We start from the raw sequence: 20,295 nt of genomic DNA, 5'->3' as shown, positions 1-20,295 counted from the left end.
TTAAAAAAGGCTCAAATAAAACCCCAGAGTGCTACCTGGGGTTTTATTTTGGATTTAAGACTGCTCAAATTAACTGATTTTTAGCCAAGTTTAAGGCTGATTTTTAAGCTCTCTGCGCAGAATTTTACCCACAGTACTCTTAGGTAGCTGCGGCATAAATTCAATTAACTTAGGCAGTTTGTAGGCAGTGAGTTGCTCGCGGCAGAAGTTGAGAATGGCGGTTTTCATCAGTTCAGGGTCTTGGCTGTCATCCTTGAGTACGATACAGGCTTTGACTGCTTCTCCAGAGTGCTCATCCTTTACGCCAACTACGGCGCATTCGATGATATTTGGGTGGCTAGCAAGCACGTTTTCGACTTCATTAGGATAGACGTTAAAGCCAGAGACAATAATCATATCCTTTTTGCGATCAACGATTTGATGGAAGCCTTCCTCGTTCAGAATCGCAATATCCCCCGTTTTAAAGAAACCATCAGCCGTCATCACATTAGCCGTTTCTTGGGGATTATTCCAATAACCTAGCATCACCTGTGGGCCACGGGCGGCGAGCTCACCGGCTTCCCCTTGCGCGACTTCATTACCGTTTTCGTCTAACAGTTTGACCTCAGTGCCGAGAACGGGCTTACCGATAGTGCCAATCTTTTGATATCCCGGTGCATTGAGCGAGATCACTGGCGAGGTCTCGGATAAGCCATAACCTTCACTGATGGTATTGCCTGTGGTTTGCTGCCATAGATTGGCTGCGGCAGCGGTCAGCGCTGTACCGCCAGAAATAGTGATTTTTAAATGACTGAAATCCAGCGCTTTAAATTCAGGTTGATGACACAAGGCGACAAATAAGGTGTTAAGCCCTGCAAAACCGGTGAAGGGGTATTTCGCCAGCGTCTTGATTAAGCCATTAATATCACGGGGATTTGGGATTAATACCGAGCAACCACCACATTCAAAATACAGCACCAAGTTCACCATAAAGGCGTAGATATGGTAAATCGGCAGTGGCGCGACAAAAATATCTTCCCCTTCGGTGATAACACTGCCGATGCGGGATTTTACCTGCGCCGCATTGGCGAGCATATTGCCGTGGGTCAGGATGGCTCCCTTGGAGAGGCCCGTTGTACCACCGGTATATTGCAGCGCGGCTAAATCGCCTAAGGCGGGCACAAAGCGCGTAAATGGTAACTCTGCACCTTGTTTTAATACGTGACAGAATTCGACATTTTTAAGCCCCGTTTTGGGCTGAACTTGTGGATCGATAAGATCTAACGGGTGGGTCGAAATCACCAATTCAATTGGTGTGGTTGCAACCACTTTGGCGAGGGTTGGCAACAGATCTGACAATACCACTAAGGCCTTAGCGCCTGAGTCATTAAACTGATGGATAAGCTCACGTTCAGTATAAAGCGGGTTAGTGTTGACGAGAATCAGGCCTGCTCGTAGTGCACCATAGGCGGCGATGACGAATTGGGTAATATTGGGTAATTGAATCGCGATCCGATCGCCAGGTTTTAGGTTAGTGTTATTCTGCAAATAGGCGGCAAAATAGCGTGAATCGCGTTCTATCTCATTGAAGCTACTGCTTTTACCTAAGCAAGCATATGCGGTTTTATCGCCAAAGCGTTGGCTAGTGCGTTCGATTAAGTCTATGAGTGAAGAGTATTTGCCAAGTTCGAGTTGTGACTCTTGATCGTATGCCATGCCTAACTACCTCAAATCGGTTTAGTCGTTATTATTATTTTAAAATCAAACGAGTGTTTAGATTAGAAGGATTCAACCTATAAGGTCAATCTTTATCGCCAAATAATTCTATCCAAAGATTGCTACTATCTTTATGTTAAAAATAGTGTTTTTACTCTATATGGGCGGAGTAGAGTTAAGTCTTTATTAACTTGGGTATATTAGGGCGTGTTGATGTTTTAGGGGCATTTTTATAGCAATTGGTAGCTGAATTGGGGGAAAGAAAAGGGCGCGCAATAGGATGTGGCCATTTTAAAAACCAATAAGACGCTCAATCGATGGCGTCTTATTGGTTGTCTACAGCTAAATGGGAGCGTTGAGGCTATGAATTAAGGGCTAAAGAAGCCGGTTTCTTGGCTGACGCTTTGTTTGGGTTCGCTGACATCGGTTACCGAGAATTCGATAAGTTTGCGTCCCGCAGGGATAGCATTCTTATCGGCTAATACTGTCACGGGGTAATCTGCTTGTTCACCCGCCGCGAGGGTGATTACCGGGTCGGCAATTAAGCTGAATGGCATTTCGCTGTTGACCGCGAGTTGGTATTGCTTGGTTTGTTGAGTCTTGTTACGGATCTTCAGCTGGTAGGTATTTTCAACTTTATTATCGGCGGTTTCGCGGTACAGACTCTGTCTGTCGCGAATGACGTTAAGCTGAATCTCACTGCGACTGGAGAGATCTAAACCTATTACAACCAACATAATAACAACGGCAGCGCCGTAACCTAAAAAGCGTGGCGAGCGCAAATTGGAATGGGTGATGCCCTTTAATTCATTCTCGCTGACATAGCTAATTAGGTTTTGTTTGTAGTCGAATTTTTGCATGGTTTCATTACAGGCATCGACACAGGCGCCGCAGTTAATGCACTCGTATTGAAGGCCTTGGCGAATATCAATCCCCGTCGGGCAGACCTCAACACATAAGTTACAGTCAACACAATCACCGAGTTCGGTTTGTTGCTTGCGTTTACGGGGGCCGCGTGCTTCGCCGCGTGTGGCATCATAGGTCACGGTTTTGGTGTTGGCATCGAACATCACGGCCTGAAAACGCGCATAGGGACAGCAGTGTAAGCACATTTGTTCGCGCATCCAGCCAGCGTTTAAGTAAGTGCAAATCGCGAAAAACCATACCCAGCAGGTTGTCCAAAAGCCGGCGTTGCCGGTAAAAATATCCAAGTAGAGTTCACGGGCTGGGATGAAGTAACTGATAAATCCACAGCCAGTAATCAAGGCGGCTAATCCCCACAGGCTGTGTTTGAGCGTTCTTTTACTGAGTTTACTCGCAGACCATGGCGCCTTATCGAGCAACTTACGTTTATTGCTGTTACCCTCAATTTGGCTTTCGAGCCAGACAAACATAAAGGTCCACGCGGTTTGTGGGCAAAGATAGCCGCACCAGACCCGTCCCCAAAACACGGTTATAAAAAAGAGGCCAAAAGCCGCGGCAATAAACACCCAAGCGAGTAAGGTGAAATCCTGTGGCCAGAACGTGAGGCCAAAAAAGAAGAATTGTTGCTGACTCACATCCAGCAGTATCGCTTGCCGACCATCAAATGAAATAAACGGCAGTGCAAAAAACAGCAGTACTAACAGGCTATTCATTGTGGTTCTGAGACGCTGAAAATAGCCTTTCTGCTCTCGGAAATGAATCTGGCCACTGCTTTTGTGTGCAGGCTTATCTTCCGCCTGGATATTTTTTACCGGGATAAATTGCTCGGCAGAGGGACGTTTGGCGTTCTCTCTGTGTTGGGTGTCACTCTTGGGCATATGCTGTCCTAACGGCTTAAATAAGATTCGGCTCCCTATAGCAAGCGTTAGGCCAAAATAATTTGCATTTAACTATATGATATTTATTGATTTAAATTAGATTGGTTTTTATGTGTGTCGCGATATATCGTCAATTGGCGATATATCGCGTTTTTGAGACTATTCATCATTAGTGATTTGACGTGTAATCCCGAGCTTCTTCATTCGCGATCTGAGGGTACTTGGCGGGACGCCGAGTACACTGGCTGCGCCGTTTGCGCCCGAAATACGCCAGTTCAGCAGTTTTAATGTTTGCTCAATATGCTGTGCTTCTGCCTCGGCCAAGGTTTGTAATGGTGAAGCCGCGGTTTGAGTCTGTAGGTGATTCGTGGGCATGGCATGGATATGTAAAATATCCGTTTGAGATAATATAGCCTCACGCTCAAGGATATTCTGCAATTCGCGTACATTACCAGGCCAGCTGTAGGCCATTAATTTTTTTAGGCCTTTTTGACTTACCCCTCGGATTTTTTTACCCAGCTTACGGTTAAGGGAGTGCAGTATATGGCTGACAAGCTCGGGCATATCCTCCAGTCTCGCCCTGAGCGGTGGCACTTGGATTGGGAAGACATTCAAGCGGTAATAGAGATCCATTCGAAATAAGCCCTGTTCAACGCGTTTGAGTAAATCATGATGACTGGCGGCGACTAAGCGAATATCGACCTTGATGGTTTCGCTGCCGCCGAGTCGCTCAAAGGATTGCTCTTGGATCACTCGCAGTAACTTAGATTGCGCCTCCAAACTTAATTCGGCCACCTCATCGAGAAACAGTGTACCTTGATGGGCGAGTTCGAAGCGGCCCTTGCGCTGTTGAGTCGCACCCGTAAAGGCGCCTTTCTCATGGCCAAACAACTCACTCTCTAACAGTGAGGCTGAAAATGCCGCGCAGTTAACGCTGATCATGGGCTTATCTTTGCGGCGACTCAGTTGATGTAAGTTGCGGGCAACCAGCTCTTTGCCTGTGCCATTCTCGCCACAAATCAATACGGTACTGTCGGTATTGGCCACCATATGCAGTTGCTGGATCATATGGCGGATCACCGCGCTACTGCCCGAAATATCCACATCGCCAGTCTTATCGGCTAACTCGGCTTGGAGATAATGATTCTCGCTGGCTAGTTGCTCCGACAGAGCTTGAACCTGTGCTAAAGCTTGGCGTAGCGACTGCTCGGTTTGTTTTTGAATACTGATGTCACGAAATATCGCGACTACACCGATAAGTTTGTTGTCCCGATAGACGGGCGTAGAGCTGTAATACACGGGAAAGCTGCTGCCATCCTTACGCCAAAACACATCGTGGGTAATTTCCCTTGCAATCCCATCCTTTAAGGTGTTGTAGATGGGGCAATCTTCCTGGGGATAATGACTGCCATCCGCATGGCTATGATGATGGCAATTATGGATATTTTTGCCGAGTAATTCTTCATTCTTCCAGCCCGTCATGCGCTCGGCGGCGGGATTGATAAAGACAGCATTACCATTTAAATCAAACCCATAAATGCCTTCACCCACGGCATTGAGCAGTAACTGATTCTCTGGCAGAAAATGTTTATCCAAGGGCATTGCGGCGGGCTGTGTTGATGTCATTCCATTGATTCCTTAATACGAATGAGTGCCTAGAGTATAACCCCTTGAGTCGTGTCGCGATATATCGCGAGTTGCTTTGTCATGTTTGAATAGAATGGTTTTGAGGCTAGCTTAGAGGTCTGACCATTAACTTGTTGATAATAAAAAGCTTATATTTTAATCAATAGAAAGTTTTATTTAGTGCTGGCTTAAATTGCTGAATTGTTATAAAAATGTTTCATAAATATTATTGGCAAGGTTGAAATAGACCAGTGCGCTTACCCTTATATGGGAATATGCATTACTTCGCTAAGATATTTATTTAAGTAACTCGCTAGTTATAAAACTATTTTTATAGTGTTTTGGGGTTAGACGGCTGTTGAGAGTACGGAGTGATTTTCTGCCCACCTTTCCGGAAAATTGCTTTCTACTGATTTGAAGTGTGCAAAAAGGCTGCGATGCAGCCTTTTTTATTGCGCTCTAATACTCCATTTTTGAAGATTAAGCCAAATAAGCAAAATAGATTACAAGGCTTTAGCCTGAGCTAAGCCATTAAGCACGGCATCGATGGTGAGTTTTGACGGTAGTACTATGCCGTTAGGCGCCCTTGGACCATAGACCTTATTGTAAGGTGTACCCGGTACTCCTTCATGTTGCATGTAGTTCGCGATGGTGGAATCGGCTTCGCTCCAATTTCCCTGCATCAAAATAATCTTGTCGGCCATCAGTGCATTCACCACTTGCTCCCTATGGGTGACTTCAGCCTTATTGGTTTGGCAAATGCTGCACCAGTCTGAGGTGATATCCACAAACACTGTGTAGCCTTGGGCGACCAGTGGGGCGATTTTTTCGGGGGCCAGCGTGCGCCACTGTAGCTTTTGATAGGCTTGATAATCTTCGCCTTTATGCACAAAACCGATAATTCCGCCTAGGCCAACGGCGAAAAATCCCAACACAAAAATCACCGCCAGTGGAATGCGCTTACCTTTGCTACGTTGCCAGATTAACAGACCAATCGCGCCCACAAGTAATGCGAGAATGACCAGACTGATGAGAGTGATAGTGCCCATAGATGCCTACATAAGTTTCCGATAATCCATTCTATCTTAGCGGCTAACAGCTTAAATCTGCGTGAATTTATGTTTTAAAAGCCGATTAAACCTTTGACGCATTCAGTTGCAATTGTGCTTTTGCGCCGAGAGCACAGTCTTTGTAAGCTGGTGCACTAATAAAAAGACCACAAAATAATGACTACAGAAGGGAAGGATAATTGATGCGAGTGCTAAATAAAAAGTCAACGCCCGCAGGGCTAACATGGGCAAGTATGTTGCTGCCCTTGTTATTTACTGTGTCCATGGTCGGCCATGCCGAGCCTGCTCAAAAAGGCGAAGCCAAAGTGGATAAGTTAGTGCCAGAGGTGGTGACCACTAAGCATAAAATGACGATTCAAAATCAGAAGATCAGTTATCAAGCCATTAGTGGTGAGACCATTTTAGAGGATGATAAGGGTGAGCCTCAGGCCAGTATTTTTTCTATTACTTATTTAAGGGATGATGTACAGGACAGCAGTAAACGTCCGGTCACGTTTATTTTTAACGGTGGCCCAGGTTCAGCCTCGCTTTGGCTGCACATGGGGCTCTTTGGGCCCAAACGTGTGATTGTGCCTGCTGATGCCAAAGATGATGGTGCGGCGCCTTATCGGATTGAATCCAACGATTACTCATTACTCAATGAATCTGACTTAGTGTTTATCGATCCTGTGGGTACAGGTTTTAGCCGCGCCCTGGGTGAGAAGAAAGGCACCGATTTTTGGGGCGTAAAAGAAGATGCCCAATCCATTGCCGAGTTTATCCGCCGTTGGTTGATTGAACATAAGCGTTGGAATTCGCCCAAATACCTTGCCGGTGAAAGCTATGGTACGACGCGAGCCGCGGCATTAGTGGATGAACTTCAAGGCGGCTGGACCGATATCTCTGTCAATGGCGTGATGCTGATTTCATCGATTCTCGACTTTAGTCACGCTCGCTATCAACCGGGTAACAACCAACCCTACATTGGTTTTTTACCGACCATGGCGGCGACTGCGTTTTATCACAATAAAGTCAGTGATGCCGATAAGGCCTTGGGGCTCGAAGCATTTGTCGAACAGGCGCGTCAATTCGCTATTAAGGATTACGCCTTAGCCCTATTACAGGGCAGCCGTTTAGCGCAAAGTGATTATAAAGCTGTACGCAAACAGTTGGCGCGTTTTACGGGCCTGAGTGAGTCCTACCTCGACAGAGTAAATTTACGGGTGAGCGCTAGCCGCTATACCAAGGAATTGCTCAGGGATCAGGATTTGACCATCGGGCGGTTAGACAGTCGCTATACTGGCAAAGATTACGACAGTGGCGGTGACTCGACCGATAACGACCCGTCAGGATATGGTATTGATGGTGCTTATACAGCGGCTATCCATCAATATCTGTATGAGGATTTAGGGGTTAAATTATCACGCCCCTTCAACGTGCTTTCCACCGATGTTAACCGTGGCTGGAACTGGAATATTAGCGGTAAACAAATGCATTATGTGAATGTGGCACCCTATTTAGGACAGGCGCAGCGCGAGAATAAAGACTTGCGTATTTTTGTCGGTAACGGATATTTTGATTTCGCAACGCCCTTCTTTGCGACTGAAAATACCTTTGCCGATAACGGCATTGATAATAGCCGCGTCACTATGCATTACTACAAGGCGGGTCATATGATGTATGTAGAGCCTGCATCGCTTGCGCAACTGGTGCAAGATATTCGCGCTTTTTATCATCCCAACGGGGTGAAATGAGAGTGACCGTATTGCTAGGCCAGTGTTAAACTGCCACTCCTGTGAAGGCCCTTTTGAGGGCCTTTTTATGCTTTAAAGGGGTGAAAATGAGCTTTAGTACTTGGTTGGGACTATTGGCGATTTGTTGCTTGGGCGCTATGTCCCCTGGGCCGAGTTTGGCGATGGTCGTGCGTCATACCTTAGGCGGTGGTCGCGGGAAAGGGATTGTGTGTGCTTGGGCGCACTCGATTGGCATAGGGGTCTATGCGCTAGTCACGCTACTTGGTCTTGCGGTAATGCTGAAAAATGCGCCTTTGGTTTTTAATGGGATAGCGATTTTAGGCGCGCTCTATCTGGCATGGATGGGGCTCCAAGCATTACGCTCAAACGGTGGCATGCAGGCAAAACTTACGGCGGGGGAGGCGACGGATACACTTACAGCGGCGCGCGATGGTATCGCGATTTCCCTGTTCAATCCTAAGATTATGCTGTTCTTTTTAGCGCTGTTTAGCCAATTTGTGATGGTTGCAGATAGTTTTACTGGTCAAGCACTTATCGTACTAACACCACTGGTAGTTGATGGGCTCTGGTACACCTTAATTGCGTTAGTGTTATCCCATTCTAGTATATTGCCTAAGTTGCGGGAAAAAGCGGGCTTGATTGATAAACTTTCTGGTGTGGTATTGATTCTGCTGGCAATACGGGTGCTGTATAGCCTCTATGTGTAGTTGTTCACTATTTTTTGAGCATATAACTCGGATTGCCCGCCAAATAGCTAGTACCGCTAAAATTAGGTTTCACGCATCTTACGGCGCCATCTAACATTGCTAATTCTTGAAATTCCGAAGTAAGAAATAGCTTTATGTGGCAATGGAGATCTTGGGATTCATATTTAAATACTGCCAGCAGATTCTCAGGGCTACCAGCTTGTTGATAAACTTTGGTTAGGTGATATTGATGTGCGCTTAATGTTGATTGTGAAATAAGCGCATCACCCAAATTCACAATAAACCACTCACATGTTGAAAGCATAATAATTTACCTTACCTGAACTCGGGGTAACGAGTGTCGAAAAAATCTAAATTTAACAAACTAAATCAATGCTATAAATGATTTTTTTGAAAGGAAAAATCTTTTCTTTCTGACTGAGTGCGCAGATTTTTGCGTATATCAAGGCGCTCAGTCGTACGGCATCGCGAGCTATGGTTAGACAGAGCAACGCACAGAGGCCCGAAAAGATGCCTATTCAGCGGCTCTACTTATCCCGAGCTCAGGTTACCTCGTTAGCGCTGCACAGTGTAAAATCTTTTAGCTGAATAAATGGTTTATGGGGCGTAACGTCACATTGGTCTGAGATTCGTTACCACACTTCATCTGACTATATCGCTAGTGCGGCTTTTAGCGTTGTAATTTCAGTGGGTGTTAGCGGTCGCATTTCTCCCTCTGGTAGACTGTTTAGTGTGTTTGTTGCTGCTTTGCTTTCTGTACAATTATCTTCGCTTACTGTTTCAAGGCTGAGTGTCATTAAGGCCACTCGCTGTAAATCGATAACCTTATAACCTAAGGCGCTGGACATCCGCCGAATTTGCCGATTTAAGCCTTGGATCAGCACTATTTCAAATTTATCTTCACTAAGCCTACGAACTTTACAGGGGAGAGTATCTACCTCTTTGTACTTTACGCCGCTGGCCATTAGCTTAATAAACTCATCGGTGAAGGCCCTCTCTAGCTGCACATGGTAGGTTTTACTGTGGGCAAAACTGGGGTGCATCAGTTTGTGGGTGAGTTCGCCATCGTTAGTGAGCAGCAATAATCCGCGGGAATCCTTATCTAATCTGCCGACGGGGTAGAGTCTTGGTGTTGGCGGCAGTAAGTGGATCAAGCTGGATTTATCGTCTTTGAGTAAACGGCAATCTGTACCTACGGCCTTATTGAATAGCCAATAGGTAGGAGTTTCGCTGCCTAATACAGGTTTTGCATCCAAGCAAATACTATCAAGGCATTGACCATCTGCATCGAGCTGGACTGGGTCGTGATGTGTGGCAATCTTACCATTTCGCGTAATGCGTCCAGCCTCGATTAAGCGGCAGGCCTCTCGGCGTGAACTGATGCCACATTGGGCAAGGTATTTAGCTAGACGCATAAATGATTAAGTTAAAACGGGTGATGGACTTGGGCGCGATAATACAGGATTTTGGATAAACGACGCATCGCAAATGCAAGGCTTAAGCACCAAATAATATTGAGGTTCGTTTGCAGCCACATATTGGTACTAACCAAACAGAAATGATTGTCTATATCACAGGGCGGAAAATCCAGTTGGCTCCAATCCAGTTGTAAACTCAGGCTAATAGCGCTGATAAAACTTAATAAACTCAAGTAAAACAATGGCCTTGGGCAGATAAGTTTAGGAACGACTCCGGCAATAATCACTAAGGCATGCAAGGTGAGCGTGCTTAAGAGATAGCTAGTGGAAACCAGTCTATGCATGGTTAAAAAGTTAATCGGAAAAATGCCCATCAAAATCACCGAAGTGCCAACCCAAACACCTGTGAGTGCAATATATTGGCTAAAGCTATCGAGCTTGAGTAAGTACAGCCCAGCCATAGAGATCAGCATGCAAATCCCTGCGGCCAATAATCCTAAATTAAACACATAGGCAAGGGGCGAGTGGGTATAGTCCCCTAAAAAATCGGCGCGGATAAATAGGGCGCTAACGCCCATGGTTTGGTATTGTCCATACAGAGCAACCATCACTCCTATCGCACTGAGCAGTGCGGCTCCCACAATCAACCAAGTGATTAGGCGATGTAAATCGTAAAAACTGGGTTCACGCTGTCTTGGATTCATTTGGCTTTTAATGAATAGTGGTGTGGGTTAAGGGGCAAGGTTGAATAATCGGGTGTAACTTGCCTGAATCCCTTCATGAAGGCAAGTATTCTAAATAGCGCTGCATTTAACCTTTAAAACAAAGGGAGCCAGTCAAGTGGCTCCCTTTGTTTTGTGTTGCTTTCAATAAACCTTGTGATACTTAACTACATCAGTGGCGTTTACGGAAAATGACAATTGCAATGGCTACTGCTGCGAGGATCATGCAATACCATGCATGGGACACGGCTGCTAGCGGTGTGATGCTAAATGTCGAGGCGATTAACAGCGCTTGTGCACCATAGGGTATTAACCCTTGGATAATACAGGCAAAAATATCGAGTACACTGGCAGCTCGTTTAGGTGTTACGCCGTGTTTTTCTGCGAGATCTTTCGCAATGTCACCAGTGACAACAATCGATACCGTATTGTTAGCAACGCAGCTATTGGTCACGGCTACAATTCCCGCCATCCCTAATTCGGCCGCGCGGCATGAGGCTTCGCCTTGGGCTTTTGAGAAACGGGTGATGAGCTTTTCAATCTGTTTGCTCACAAAGGCTAAACCACCTTGTTGCTGCATCAGCGCGGCTAAACCACCGACTAACATCGACAGGATAAAAATTTCCTGCATATTGCTAAAGCCCGCGTAGATATCCTTACCAAATTGGATTACGCCATAGTCCATCGTTAGCAAGCCTGTGGCACCCGCAAGCAGTATGCCTAAGGTTAAGACGACAAATACGTTTAGTCCTGCAACTGCTAATACTAGAATCGTCAGGTAAGGTATCACCTTAATAAAGTCGATATCTTGAGCGGCTAGATCGGCTTGTCCTTGTCCTGCGATGACAAAGGCAACAAAGGTCAGCAGTGAAGCTGGGATAGCAAAAATCAGGTTCTCGCGGAATTTATCTTTCATATCACAGCCTTGAGTTCGAGTGGCCGCAATCGTGGTATCCGAAATAATTGAGAGGTTATCACCAAACAGTGCGCCAGACATCACGGCGCCGGCCATCAGGGCATAATCAATTTGTGCCTGATCGGCAACGCCTAAGGCTATAGGTGCCACGGCGGCGATCGTGCCCATAGAGGTACCCATGGCCGTTGCAATAAAGGCGGCAATCACAAAAAAGCCTGGCAGTAATAGGTTTGAGGGAATAAGAGATAAACCTAAGGCTACGGTTGCATCGACACCGCCAGTGGCTTTCGCTACCGCCGCAAAGCCGCCAGCCAGCAAGTAAATTAAACACATGGCAATAATATTGCTATGGCCAATTCCACCAATAAAGGTATCAATGGCTTGATTTAATTTTTGCTTTGATAGCACCAAAGCCAGAATAATGGCCGGCAGAATAGCAATCACACTCGGTAATTGATAGAAAGCAAAGTCCACACCTTGGCTTTGGAAATAGACGCCTGCGCCAATAAACAGACTTAAAAAAACGAATAAGGGTAACAGGGCAACAAATGATGCTGTGTTACTCGGTGCAGTGGTTTGGGTTGATTGACTCAATGTAATTTCTCTTTTACTCGGCGGGTTGTCTGCGTGCTCCTTGGCAGTCAAACTCGCTCTAAATCTATGTCGCCTTGGCATCATATCCTAGCAACTTGGTGCCAAGCATATTGGATTGCCAATTTACTGTCAATCTAGACGTCTAGATGTTTTTACTTCCGTTGTAATCTGTTCGTTAAAAAGAGGTTTAAATCGTGGTTCGTCTTAATTTTTTATCTTAATAAACAGTATATTAAAACTATTTTGTTAATGATTTACTGGTTGTTGTTAGCCAATGCTAAATGTGAATTACTCAGTAATATAGCAATAGAGGGCTATTTCTTCCTCCACCGCTGATACAGTTTAGTGGATCTTAAGTTGGTGTACGATTCGGTGTTATTGGGTTTTCTGTTGTTTTTGACAAAGTACTACGTGCTGAGAGTGTGAGGAGTTATGTTAGTTTTTAACATTTTAATTTTGCGGGTATCTTTTCGCATAACATACTAATGCCACTCTTGCTGTTAGTAACCAGATGCGGTAAAACGGTGATCCTTCATCCACACCTCACATAGCCAGCAGCATCGTGATACGAAGAGCTAAGCCATTACTGGGCACGTTAATTGAAATTGCAGTCGAATCGGTAGTTGAAGAACCCAGCCAACCAACACTCGATGAGCAAGCCATTCAAGCTGCGATTACTGCGGCTTTTTCTCGCATTGCACAAATTGGACGTTTATTAAGTTTTCATCAGCAAGATAGTGAGTTAAATCTTCTAAACCGTCAGCCTGGCCATTGGGTCACCCTAAGCCAAGATAGTCTAAGGGTATTTAAATTAGCCAAGTGGTTTGGTAAAGCTAGCGACAACTTATTTAATTGCACCATTGGTGGTGAAATGATGTCTCGCGGGGCGTTACCTTGCTACCTTGGTATGCCGCTACTTTTGCAGGGCGATTGGCAAGATATTGAAATTAAAGGGAACCAAGCGCGGTTAGCTCGGCCATTAATTGTTACTTTTGACGGTATCGCCAAGGGGTATGCGGTTGATATGGCAGTAAGTGAGTTACGTCGTGCAGGGGTTTCTGGTGGTTGGGTCAATGCGGGAGGGGACTTGCGAGTATTTGGTTCTGCCTCCTTGGATGTGCTTTGTCGAGGCTCAAATGGATTAAGCCAGAAGATAACAGTCCGCAATATGGCTCTGGCAAGCTCACGAGTTTCGCAGCAATTGAGCCTAGGTTGTCCAGCATTATTACTGCCGACAGGTAATGTCGATATGATGAGCTTTGATGCGTCTAATGAGCGTGTTGTTAGCGTTCAAGCGCCTTTCGCATGGCGTGCAGATGCACTAACTAAGGTGGCTGGTTATCTTTCAGCTAAAGCTGCAAAAGATAAAATTAATCAGCTCGGCGGCCAGTTAGTCTGTTAACCGTTATATTTAAACATGCTCGGTACCAAGCCATTGTTTTAAATAAAAACTGGCCAATCCTTTTAGGCTTGGCTAGTATCTCAAATGCCTCTCTTTAAGCGACTTTAAAGCGCGAGACTTCTTTTTGTAGATTGCTACAAATGGCTCGGGTATTGACCACTATTTGCTGTGTTTCTTGGATCACCATATTGCAATATCTTGTTTTATCAGACAGTTCAGTCAAGTTACGATTGATTTCCTCAGTGACGTGGGTTTGTTCTTCTGTTGCGGTCGCGGTTTGAGTCGACATCTCACTGACTTTAGAAGTGGAATTTAGGATCTGATCTAAGGCATCTTGTGTCTGACTGGCAAGGGTAACCGTCGAATGGGTGAGGCTGGCGCCTGATTCAATACTCTTCACCGCATCATTAACGCCCCGCTGTAATTCTTCGATCATGCTCTGAATATCTTGAGTCGACGTTTCGGTACGACTCGCCAGAGTACGTACTTCATCGGCGACCACCGCAAAACCACGCCCTTGTTCACCAGCACGAGCAGCCTCAATGGCAGCATTAAGAGCGAGCAGATTAGTTTGCTCCGCAATTGAGCGGATCACATCCAGTACCGAGGCAATGTTAGCGGAGTTGACGGAGAGCTTTTCGATAACAGCGACTGCATTTTTAACCGATTCAGACAATTGCTGAATATGATGCACCGATTGCGTCAGGATTTTTTTCCCCTCAATAGTCTGATCATTGACCTTAGTGATTTCGGTAGCAGTATGCAGGGCGTTGCTGGCCACTTCCCTTACCGCGGCACTCATTTCATTTACGGCTGTAACTATGGTGTCGACAAATTGTTCCTGCTCGTGGCTGATCCCTATGGTGGTAGCTGATTTAGTCGCTAGGTTTTCAACGGTATGGCTCACATCTTTGGTTTGACTGATAATGGCGATTACCATCTGTTGCAGCTGGGCAACGAACAAGTTAAAAGCATTGGCCAGTTCGCCAATTTCATCTTGGCGAGTGATAGGAATTCGTTGGGTTAAGTTGCCATCGCCATCGACTATGTCATTAATTCTATTAGTAATGTCTTGAATCGCGTTGACAATAATCTTAGGGCCAAAGTAGGCAATCACGAGGGCGACAATAGCGACAAGCGTAGCTATCGTAACTGACATTTGAGTTTGGGCTGTAGCCTGCTCGGTGGCTTGTAAATCCAGTTCTTTAACGCGATTGTCGGCGGCTTCACCTGCGGCATTGTAGATGTTTCTTAGGGCTTTAAACTCTTTTTTGGATTTGCTTTCGTGTAGTTGTCTTGCTAGGTCGAACTGACTATTTTTTACTGCATTTATCACGTCAGATGAGGCTTGATACCAGAGCGAAAACTGTGCTTCAAAGCCATTGGTGGATTGCAATACTTGGGTATGATCCTGCAAGAGTTTTTTAAACTCCCCCATTCGATCGCGGGCCTGATCGACATTCTCTTGCCAGTTATCTATTTCGCTTTTACGGCTGTCACTACCCAGATCGGATCTGAGTAACACTTCTTCACTTAGCTGTGCTTGGTAGAGATCGCGGTCAGCGTTGAGAATGGCTGAAATCGCAGGATTAAATAACTGACTAAACTCCTGCATTTGCTTAAGGGTTGAGCGGCTTTGCATAGCATCAGTAATTGCCATAACGATCAAGGCGGTCGCCATAATGGCAAACATCAGCGAAAACTTTACTCGAATACTATTAAACATAGGGTACTCCATAACGTACTGACAAAATTGCTTATTAAATAGCTTAGTCGCTATTTTGTGGTTTGCAGTAACAACAGAAAATTAAGGAGAATCATCGTAGGAAAGCCCCACTGATATGGGGCTATTGAGTCGATTTAATCAGCACAGGCGCTTAGGGCTGATATTTTAGGTTTGGGCTTTATCTGCACTAACATTACCCCCAAGATAACCATTGAACCGCCAAGGTAGTGATAAACGGCTAAGGTCTCATTTAAGATTATCGCCGCAAATATAGCCGCCAGAATTGGCATTAGATTGAAGAAAATACTGGTGCGTTCGGCGCCCAATTTGCTAATGCCATTAATCCACGCCCAAGGGGCGATGAGTGATGCACCAAGGGCGGCGTACACAATAAGTGGTGCAGCTTGGCTGCTAATCGTGACGCTTGGTGCACTAAACAGCAGCGGAGTTAACATCAACACAGCGATAATGCCCTGAATATACACTGATTCCCACGTCGATATCGGTAGCTGCCAGCGTTTTAGCAGTACCCCATAAAGGGCGTAAACAAACGCACTGATAAGTAATAATAAATCCCCCTCAGTAACCCCTATCGCCAGATTAGCCATATCCCCGTGGCTTAGCATAAACACTAAGCCCAGCAGTGAGATTAGGCTGCCAGCAAAAACTAATGGCGAGAGCTTTTGCTTGAGTAAAGGTACCGCCAAAAACAGGCTTATCATAGGTACTATCGAGTTGATTAATGCCATATTGGTGGCGGTTGTTGTCGCGGCGGCAAAATAGGCAAGGCCCTGATTTAATACCATTCCTAAGGCGGCTAAGGTTGCTAATTTCGGTAGCAGAGGAATGATTGTTCTACGTTTTTTCAAGACGGGTTTGAGCATAAAAGGGGTAAGCACAAGCATGGCAAAAAACCAGCGATAAAAGGCAATGGCTTCAGGGGCGATAATTCCAAAGGAAAGTTTGTTAACAATGGCGTTACCCGCCCAAATCATTACGGCGAGTAGTGGAAATAAATACAACATAGGTCAGTCTTCATTGGGGGAAACGAGCCGATGCCAAGTGGCAAACGTGCTGTCATAGATAGTCGCTATTATTGCTGGTCTTTTATGATATAAATATTGCTTAAAAGACAATGTCAGTTCCTCAATAGACAACCACCGCATCAATCGATGTTTTGATTGGATGTAAAGTCGAGTTTTAGGAGTACGATGCACCCTATTTACCATCCACTTAATTCTGAGCAAGCGCCAGTGGCAGATATTTTCTTCAACTATGAAGCCTTTCTGCCCAATACCATTACACCAAAACATAGCCACATTTGGGGGCAATTACAGCTGATCAGCGGTGGCATTATGGAGTTGCATGCGGCTGGACAACGATTTTTGTCGCCATCCCAATATGCGATTTGGGTGCCAGCAGGCGTAGAGCATGAGAGTTACACCCGCCGCAGTATCCATTACTGCTCATTGAATATTGTTGCCAGTCGGGCGCAGGTTTTTCCTGATGAAACTTGTTTACTTGTGGTGACGCCGATAGCGCAGGCAATAGTGAACGATCTCCGCCAGCGACAGGTGCGTGTTGCACAAACGGATGCGGATAAACGTTTGGTTGAGGTGTTAATTGACCAGTTAATCTTAGGTCAGGCGCAGCCACAATTTTTGCCTTCGAGTACCGATAAACTGTTGCAACCTATTTTGCAGCAACTTGAACTCGAGCCAGCCAGTCAAATAAGTCTTAAAAGCTGGGCGAGTGAATTACATACCACAGAACGCACACTCGCTCGGCGTTGCCAAGACCGCCTTGGAATGAGTTTTACTGAATTGCGTCAGCGGCATAAGTTTATTTATTCGTTGCAATTGCTACGTGAAGGCTTATCAATCAAAGAAGTTGCCCTGACATTGGGCTATAACCAAACTTCACCCTATATTGTGATGTTTAAAAAATATGCTCAATACTCACCCGAGCAATATCGCCGCCAGCTGGCATAAAAATAGGGCGCGGCTATTGCCGCACCCTATGTCATAAAAGAGAGGATTTAAGGGATTTTTATAACAGGCATTAATCGGAGGCTTTTTGGCGATTCCGCTTATCCTGTCGCTTCTCTTTTAAGGTTTTCATCGGCGGTTTTTTCGCTTTTTCTTTACTCATGGAAAATACTCCTAACTAAAATGAGATTAAGTAAAGTCAAACTATCGAGTGTAGCGCCGCATTCTCACCGACAGTTAGTTCAAATTAATCTATCGATAAATTTGAATAATTTAAAGCATTCTGAGCGAGATAAAACACTTTGACCTCTTTATGGTTTCTACATAAGCGCTGCCATACTTAGTAAGTTTTTAAGAGGAGTAAGTGTTAGCTCTCTGCTATTAATTCATTTCGCGGCCAGTAAATAACTTCAAAATCGTATCCTCCAATATATTTTTATGCCTGTGCTAGATGCCGCCGCAAATAGCGACCTAAAAGCATGTTGCCACTGAAATTTGAACATGCTTTATTCTAAAGTTGTTATTTTTTTTCCGTTAATTTTTAGGTTGTCTCTTGCTAAGGGAAATATCCTTCACCATAAACAGCACAGGTTTACCTAAAATATTTACCTCAGCATATTCACCTTTGGTACGGCCCAGTAAGCTCACACCTAAATCGGAAATGACAGAGTAGTGACCCGCTCTTGGTTTGTGTCTAGGTGGGTATACCAGTTCTATACGATACTCCTGCTGATCCTGTTGATTAACGAGGAGCACTTCACGCCCAACGGTTACTTTATCTAGGGTTTCTTCACTTTTAAGTTGATCGAGCTTTGCTATCACCGCCGCCAGTGCGGTGGGGCGTAATGAGGCATTAAAACTGTTTTGCAAGTAATAGGTTTCTGTTTTCAACATAAAAGACTGAAATAGATTACTAAAAAAAGAATAAAACATAGCTACCCCAAATATGAGCTAGATAACAGCTAAGCCCCAGCATAAAAATAGGAGCAATAAATTGAAATGTGGGTAATCAGATGCCGAGTGCGAGTAGCACTCGGCTTAAACTGGGAATTTAAGAGACAGGCGTGCCGCGCGGGATAAATAATCAAGTGTATTCAGAGTTAACCAAGCTGACTTAAGTCTGAGTAATGAAAATGCATTTTTTAACACAGGCTACATCTCCATATAAATTTAAGATTAAATTAATCATCTAACAGGGTTAATGATTAATGACTAATAAACTGTCCATACCATAGGCCAACTAAAAAAATAAAGCAAGCCTGAAAATGATTGTCATATTAATAACAATATAATAACGGATAACTGGGTAAAACTTATTTTACTCAAAATACTTGTTCTTTAATTGCAGCTGTTAAATTTTAAAGCACTATGTATAAAAATGTTTAGACTTCTAGATGGCCGTCTGGTAGCTTGGGTGCAGTGCACAAATCTTGTGCGGTTTTAGTGTCTATTTTCGCAAAGTGCCCCCAATGTTTGTGTTGGCTTAGGCGCAATGGTTGGGAATTTTTCAGGGGAAGGAAGCAAAAATGAAACTTGAATCACTGGCGTTACACCACGGATATGAGTCTGAGGCAACGACTAAAGCTGCTGCGGTACCTATTTATCAAACGACGTCCTATACCTTCGATGATACCCAGCATGGTGCTGATTTATTTGACTTAAAAGTCGCTGGCAATATTTATACGCGGATTATGAACCCAACGACCAGCGTACTTGAGCAGCGTCTTGCCGCCATTGAAGGCGGGATCGGTGCGCTTGCTGTGGCGTCTGGCATGGCGGCTATTACCTATGCGATTCAAGCTCTAACTCAGGTTGGCGATAATATCGTCAGCACCAGCCAGCTCTATGGCGGTACTTACAATTTGTTTGCCCATACGCTTCCGCGCCAAGGAGTCGAAGTGCGGATGGCGGCCTTTGATGATTTTGAAGGACTTGAAGCTTTAATCGATGCCAAAACCAAGGCGTTATTTTGTGAGTCTATCGGTAACCCCGCCGGTAATATTGTCGACCTTAAACGTTTAGCCGAGATTGCCCATAAACATGGTGTGCCTTTAATTGTCGATAACACTGTCGCCACGCCAGTCCTATGTCGTCCATTTGAGCATGGTGCCGATATCGTTATTCATTCCCTCACTAAATACATTGGCGGCCATGGTACAACCATTGGCGGTGTGATTATTGATTCGGGTAAATTCGATTGGGTGGCGAATAAAGAACGTTTTTCCTTGCTAAATCAGGCCGATCCTTCCTACCACGGTGTGGTCTACACCGAAGCCTTTGGCCCCGCGGCCTTTATCGGACGTTGCCGTGTGGTGCCGCTGCGTAATACGGGGGCGGCACTTTCACCCCACAGTGCATTCCTGTTGTTACAAGGACTTGAAACGCTGAGTCTGCGTATGGAACGTCACTGTGCTAATGCGCTCGCGTTAGCCGAGTATTTGATACTGCATCCTTCGGTAAGTTGGGTTAATTATGGTGCGCTACCAAGTAGCCCTTTCCGTGAGAATTGCGAAAAAATCACTGGCGGTAAAGCGTCTGGGATCATCAGTTTTGGCATTAAAGCGGCTACACCTGAGGAAGGGAAAATTGCGGGTGGCAAGTTTATCGACGGCCTGAAGATGGTTTTGCGCTTAGTGAACATTGGTGATGCGAAATCGTTAGCCTGTCATCCTGCCAGCACTACTCACAGACAACTCGATGCGAATGAACTTGCTAGAGCTGGGGTGTCTGAAGATCTCATTCGTATTTCCGTCGGCATTGAACATATCGACGATATTATCGCCGATGTTTCGCAGGCGCTGGAAAAAGCTTTGATGTAAAGTTTGTCATATCATCGTATGTGTTTGAAAAAGGCCGCTAGCAGAAGCGGCCTTTTGCGTTTGAAGGATAAACGTCT

At 45.1% G+C, this 20,295-nt stretch carries 15 protein-coding genes; 5 read left to right on the top strand and 10 right to left on the bottom strand.

Annotation, left to right across the window (positions count from 1 at the left end; translation table 11 throughout):
* Window positions 1-90: 90 nt before the first annotated feature.
* The 4 genes from IEY09_RS13625 to IEY09_RS13610 all read right to left on the bottom strand — a co-directional run bounded on the left by IEY09_RS13625 (window position 91) and on the right by IEY09_RS13610 (window position 6,172).
* Window positions 91-1,695, bottom strand: a complete 1,605-nt coding sequence (locus tag IEY09_RS13625; RefSeq protein ID WP_188871468.1) for a long-chain-fatty-acid--CoA ligase — start codon at window positions 1,693-1,695, stop codon at window positions 91-93.
* 368 nt (window positions 1,696-2,063) lie between these two features.
* Window positions 2,064-3,497, bottom strand: coding sequence for a cytochrome c oxidase accessory protein CcoG (gene ccoG, locus IEY09_RS13620; RefSeq protein ID WP_055647028.1), 1,434 nt, complete (start codon window positions 3,495-3,497; stop codon window positions 2,064-2,066).
* Window positions 3,498-3,656: 159 nt separating this feature from the next.
* Window positions 3,657-5,123, bottom strand: coding sequence for a sigma-54 interaction domain-containing protein (locus IEY09_RS13615; protein ID WP_188871467.1), 1,467 nt, complete (start codon window positions 5,121-5,123; stop codon window positions 3,657-3,659).
* A gap of 503 nt (window positions 5,124-5,626) precedes the next feature.
* Window positions 5,627-6,172, bottom strand: coding sequence for a thioredoxin family protein (locus IEY09_RS13610; RefSeq protein WP_037427092.1), 546 nt, complete (start codon window positions 6,170-6,172; stop codon window positions 5,627-5,629).
* A 203-nt stretch (window positions 6,173-6,375) separates the two neighbouring features.
* On the opposite strand from IEY09_RS13610, the gene IEY09_RS13605 reads away from it, so the two are divergent.
* Both IEY09_RS13605 and IEY09_RS13600 read left to right on the top strand, forming a co-directional pair.
* On the top strand, window positions 6,376-7,926 hold the full coding sequence (locus IEY09_RS13605) for a S10 family peptidase (RefSeq protein WP_229777918.1): 1,551 nt from the start codon (window positions 6,376-6,378) through the stop codon (window positions 7,924-7,926).
* A gap of 86 nt (window positions 7,927-8,012) precedes the next feature.
* Window positions 8,013-8,633: a LysE family translocator gene (locus IEY09_RS13600; protein ID WP_037427088.1), complete on the top strand. Its 621-nt coding sequence runs from the start codon at window positions 8,013-8,015 to the stop codon at window positions 8,631-8,633.
* A 650-nt stretch (window positions 8,634-9,283) separates the two neighbouring features.
* Here IEY09_RS13600 and IEY09_RS13595 read toward each other — a convergent pair.
* The 3 genes from IEY09_RS13595 to IEY09_RS13585 all read right to left on the bottom strand — a co-directional run bounded on the left by IEY09_RS13595 (window position 9,284) and on the right by IEY09_RS13585 (window position 12,283).
* Entirely contained in the window at window positions 9,284-10,048 is a 765-nt protein-coding gene (locus tag IEY09_RS13595; RefSeq protein WP_188871465.1) for a 23S rRNA pseudouridine(2604) synthase RluF, read from the bottom strand.
* A gap of 11 nt (window positions 10,049-10,059) precedes the next feature.
* Window positions 10,060-10,755: a hypothetical protein gene (locus IEY09_RS13590; RefSeq protein WP_037415052.1), complete on the bottom strand. Its 696-nt coding sequence runs from the start codon at window positions 10,753-10,755 to the stop codon at window positions 10,060-10,062.
* Between the two features lie 190 nt (window positions 10,756-10,945).
* Window positions 10,946-12,283: a Na+/H+ antiporter NhaC family protein gene (locus IEY09_RS13585; protein ID WP_188871464.1), complete on the bottom strand. Its 1,338-nt coding sequence runs from the start codon at window positions 12,281-12,283 to the stop codon at window positions 10,946-10,948.
* A 562-nt stretch (window positions 12,284-12,845) separates the two neighbouring features.
* Here IEY09_RS13585 and IEY09_RS13580 point away from each other — a divergent pair.
* Window positions 12,846-13,685 carry an FAD:protein FMN transferase gene (locus tag IEY09_RS13580; protein ID WP_037415047.1) on the top strand — a complete coding sequence of 280 codons (840 nt, stop codon included), beginning with the start codon at window positions 12,846-12,848 and terminating at the stop codon, window positions 13,683-13,685.
* A gap of 94 nt (window positions 13,686-13,779) precedes the next feature.
* Here IEY09_RS13580 and IEY09_RS13575 read toward each other — a convergent pair whose 3' ends face one another.
* Window positions 13,780-15,411 carry a methyl-accepting chemotaxis protein gene (locus IEY09_RS13575; RefSeq protein ID WP_188871463.1) on the bottom strand — a complete coding sequence of 544 codons (1,632 nt, stop codon included), beginning with the start codon at window positions 15,409-15,411 and terminating at the stop codon, window positions 13,780-13,782.
* A gap of 134 nt (window positions 15,412-15,545) precedes the next feature.
* Window positions 15,546-16,436 carry a DMT family transporter gene (locus IEY09_RS13570; RefSeq protein ID WP_188871462.1) on the bottom strand — a complete coding sequence of 297 codons (891 nt, stop codon included), beginning with the start codon at window positions 16,434-16,436 and terminating at the stop codon, window positions 15,546-15,548.
* A gap of 186 nt (window positions 16,437-16,622) precedes the next feature.
* Between IEY09_RS13570 and IEY09_RS13565 the strand changes: the two genes are divergently transcribed.
* A complete protein-coding gene (locus IEY09_RS13565) occupies window positions 16,623-17,402 on the top strand; it encodes an AraC family transcriptional regulator (RefSeq protein WP_188871461.1) in 780 nt (259 codons plus the stop codon).
* A gap of 531 nt (window positions 17,403-17,933) precedes the next feature.
* Here IEY09_RS13565 and IEY09_RS13560 read toward each other — a convergent pair.
* Window positions 17,934-18,332: a GreA/GreB family elongation factor gene (locus IEY09_RS13560; RefSeq protein ID WP_188871459.1), complete on the bottom strand. Its 399-nt coding sequence runs from the start codon at window positions 18,330-18,332 to the stop codon at window positions 17,934-17,936.
* A gap of 593 nt (window positions 18,333-18,925) precedes the next feature.
* Between IEY09_RS13560 and IEY09_RS13555 the strand changes: the two genes are divergently transcribed.
* Window positions 18,926-20,218, top strand: a complete 1,293-nt coding sequence (locus IEY09_RS13555; RefSeq protein ID WP_188871457.1) for an O-acetylhomoserine aminocarboxypropyltransferase/cysteine synthase family protein — start codon at window positions 18,926-18,928, stop codon at window positions 20,216-20,218.
* Window positions 20,219-20,295: the final 77 nt, after the last annotated feature.

It is taken from the genome of Shewanella xiamenensis (genome assembly GCF_014647135.1).
Lineage (GTDB): Bacteria > Pseudomonadota > Gammaproteobacteria > Enterobacterales > Shewanellaceae > Shewanella > Shewanella xiamenensis.
Note: the sequence above shows the minus strand (reverse complement) of the source record. Positions and strands in the feature narration are given on the sequence as shown.

Coding starts and splice junctions, on each gene's coding strand:
- IEY09_RS13625 (WP_188871468.1), bottom strand. CDS start 1,695: ATGGCATACGATCAAGAGTCACAACTCGAACTTGGCAAATACTCTTCA.
- ccoG (WP_055647028.1), bottom strand. CDS start 3,497: ATGCCCAAGAGTGACACCCAACACAGAGAGAACGCCAAACGTCCCTCT.
- IEY09_RS13615 (WP_188871467.1), bottom strand. CDS start 5,123: ATGACATCAACACAGCCCGCCGCAATGCCCTTGGATAAACATTTTCTG.
- IEY09_RS13610 (WP_037427092.1), bottom strand. CDS start 6,172: ATGGGCACTATCACTCTCATCAGTCTGGTCATTCTCGCATTACTTGTG.
- IEY09_RS13605 (WP_229777918.1), top strand. CDS start 6,376: ATGCGAGTGCTAAATAAAAAGTCAACGCCCGCAGGGCTAACATGGGCA.
- IEY09_RS13600 (WP_037427088.1), top strand. CDS start 8,013: ATGAGCTTTAGTACTTGGTTGGGACTATTGGCGATTTGTTGCTTGGGC.
- IEY09_RS13595 (WP_188871465.1), bottom strand. CDS start 10,048: ATGCGTCTAGCTAAATACCTTGCCCAATGTGGCATCAGTTCACGCCGA.
- IEY09_RS13590 (WP_037415052.1), bottom strand. CDS start 10,755: ATGAATCCAAGACAGCGTGAACCCAGTTTTTACGATTTACATCGCCTA.
- IEY09_RS13575 (WP_188871463.1), bottom strand. CDS start 15,411: ATGTTTAATAGTATTCGAGTAAAGTTTTCGCTGATGTTTGCCATTATG.
- IEY09_RS13570 (WP_188871462.1), bottom strand. CDS start 16,436: ATGTTGTATTTATTTCCACTACTCGCCGTAATGATTTGGGCGGGTAAC.
- IEY09_RS13565 (WP_188871461.1), top strand. CDS start 16,623: ATGCACCCTATTTACCATCCACTTAATTCTGAGCAAGCGCCAGTGGCA.
- IEY09_RS13560 (WP_188871459.1), bottom strand. CDS start 18,332: ATGTTTTATTCTTTTTTTAGTAATCTATTTCAGTCTTTTATGTTGAAA.
- IEY09_RS13555 (WP_188871457.1), top strand. CDS start 18,926: ATGAAACTTGAATCACTGGCGTTACACCACGGATATGAGTCTGAGGCA.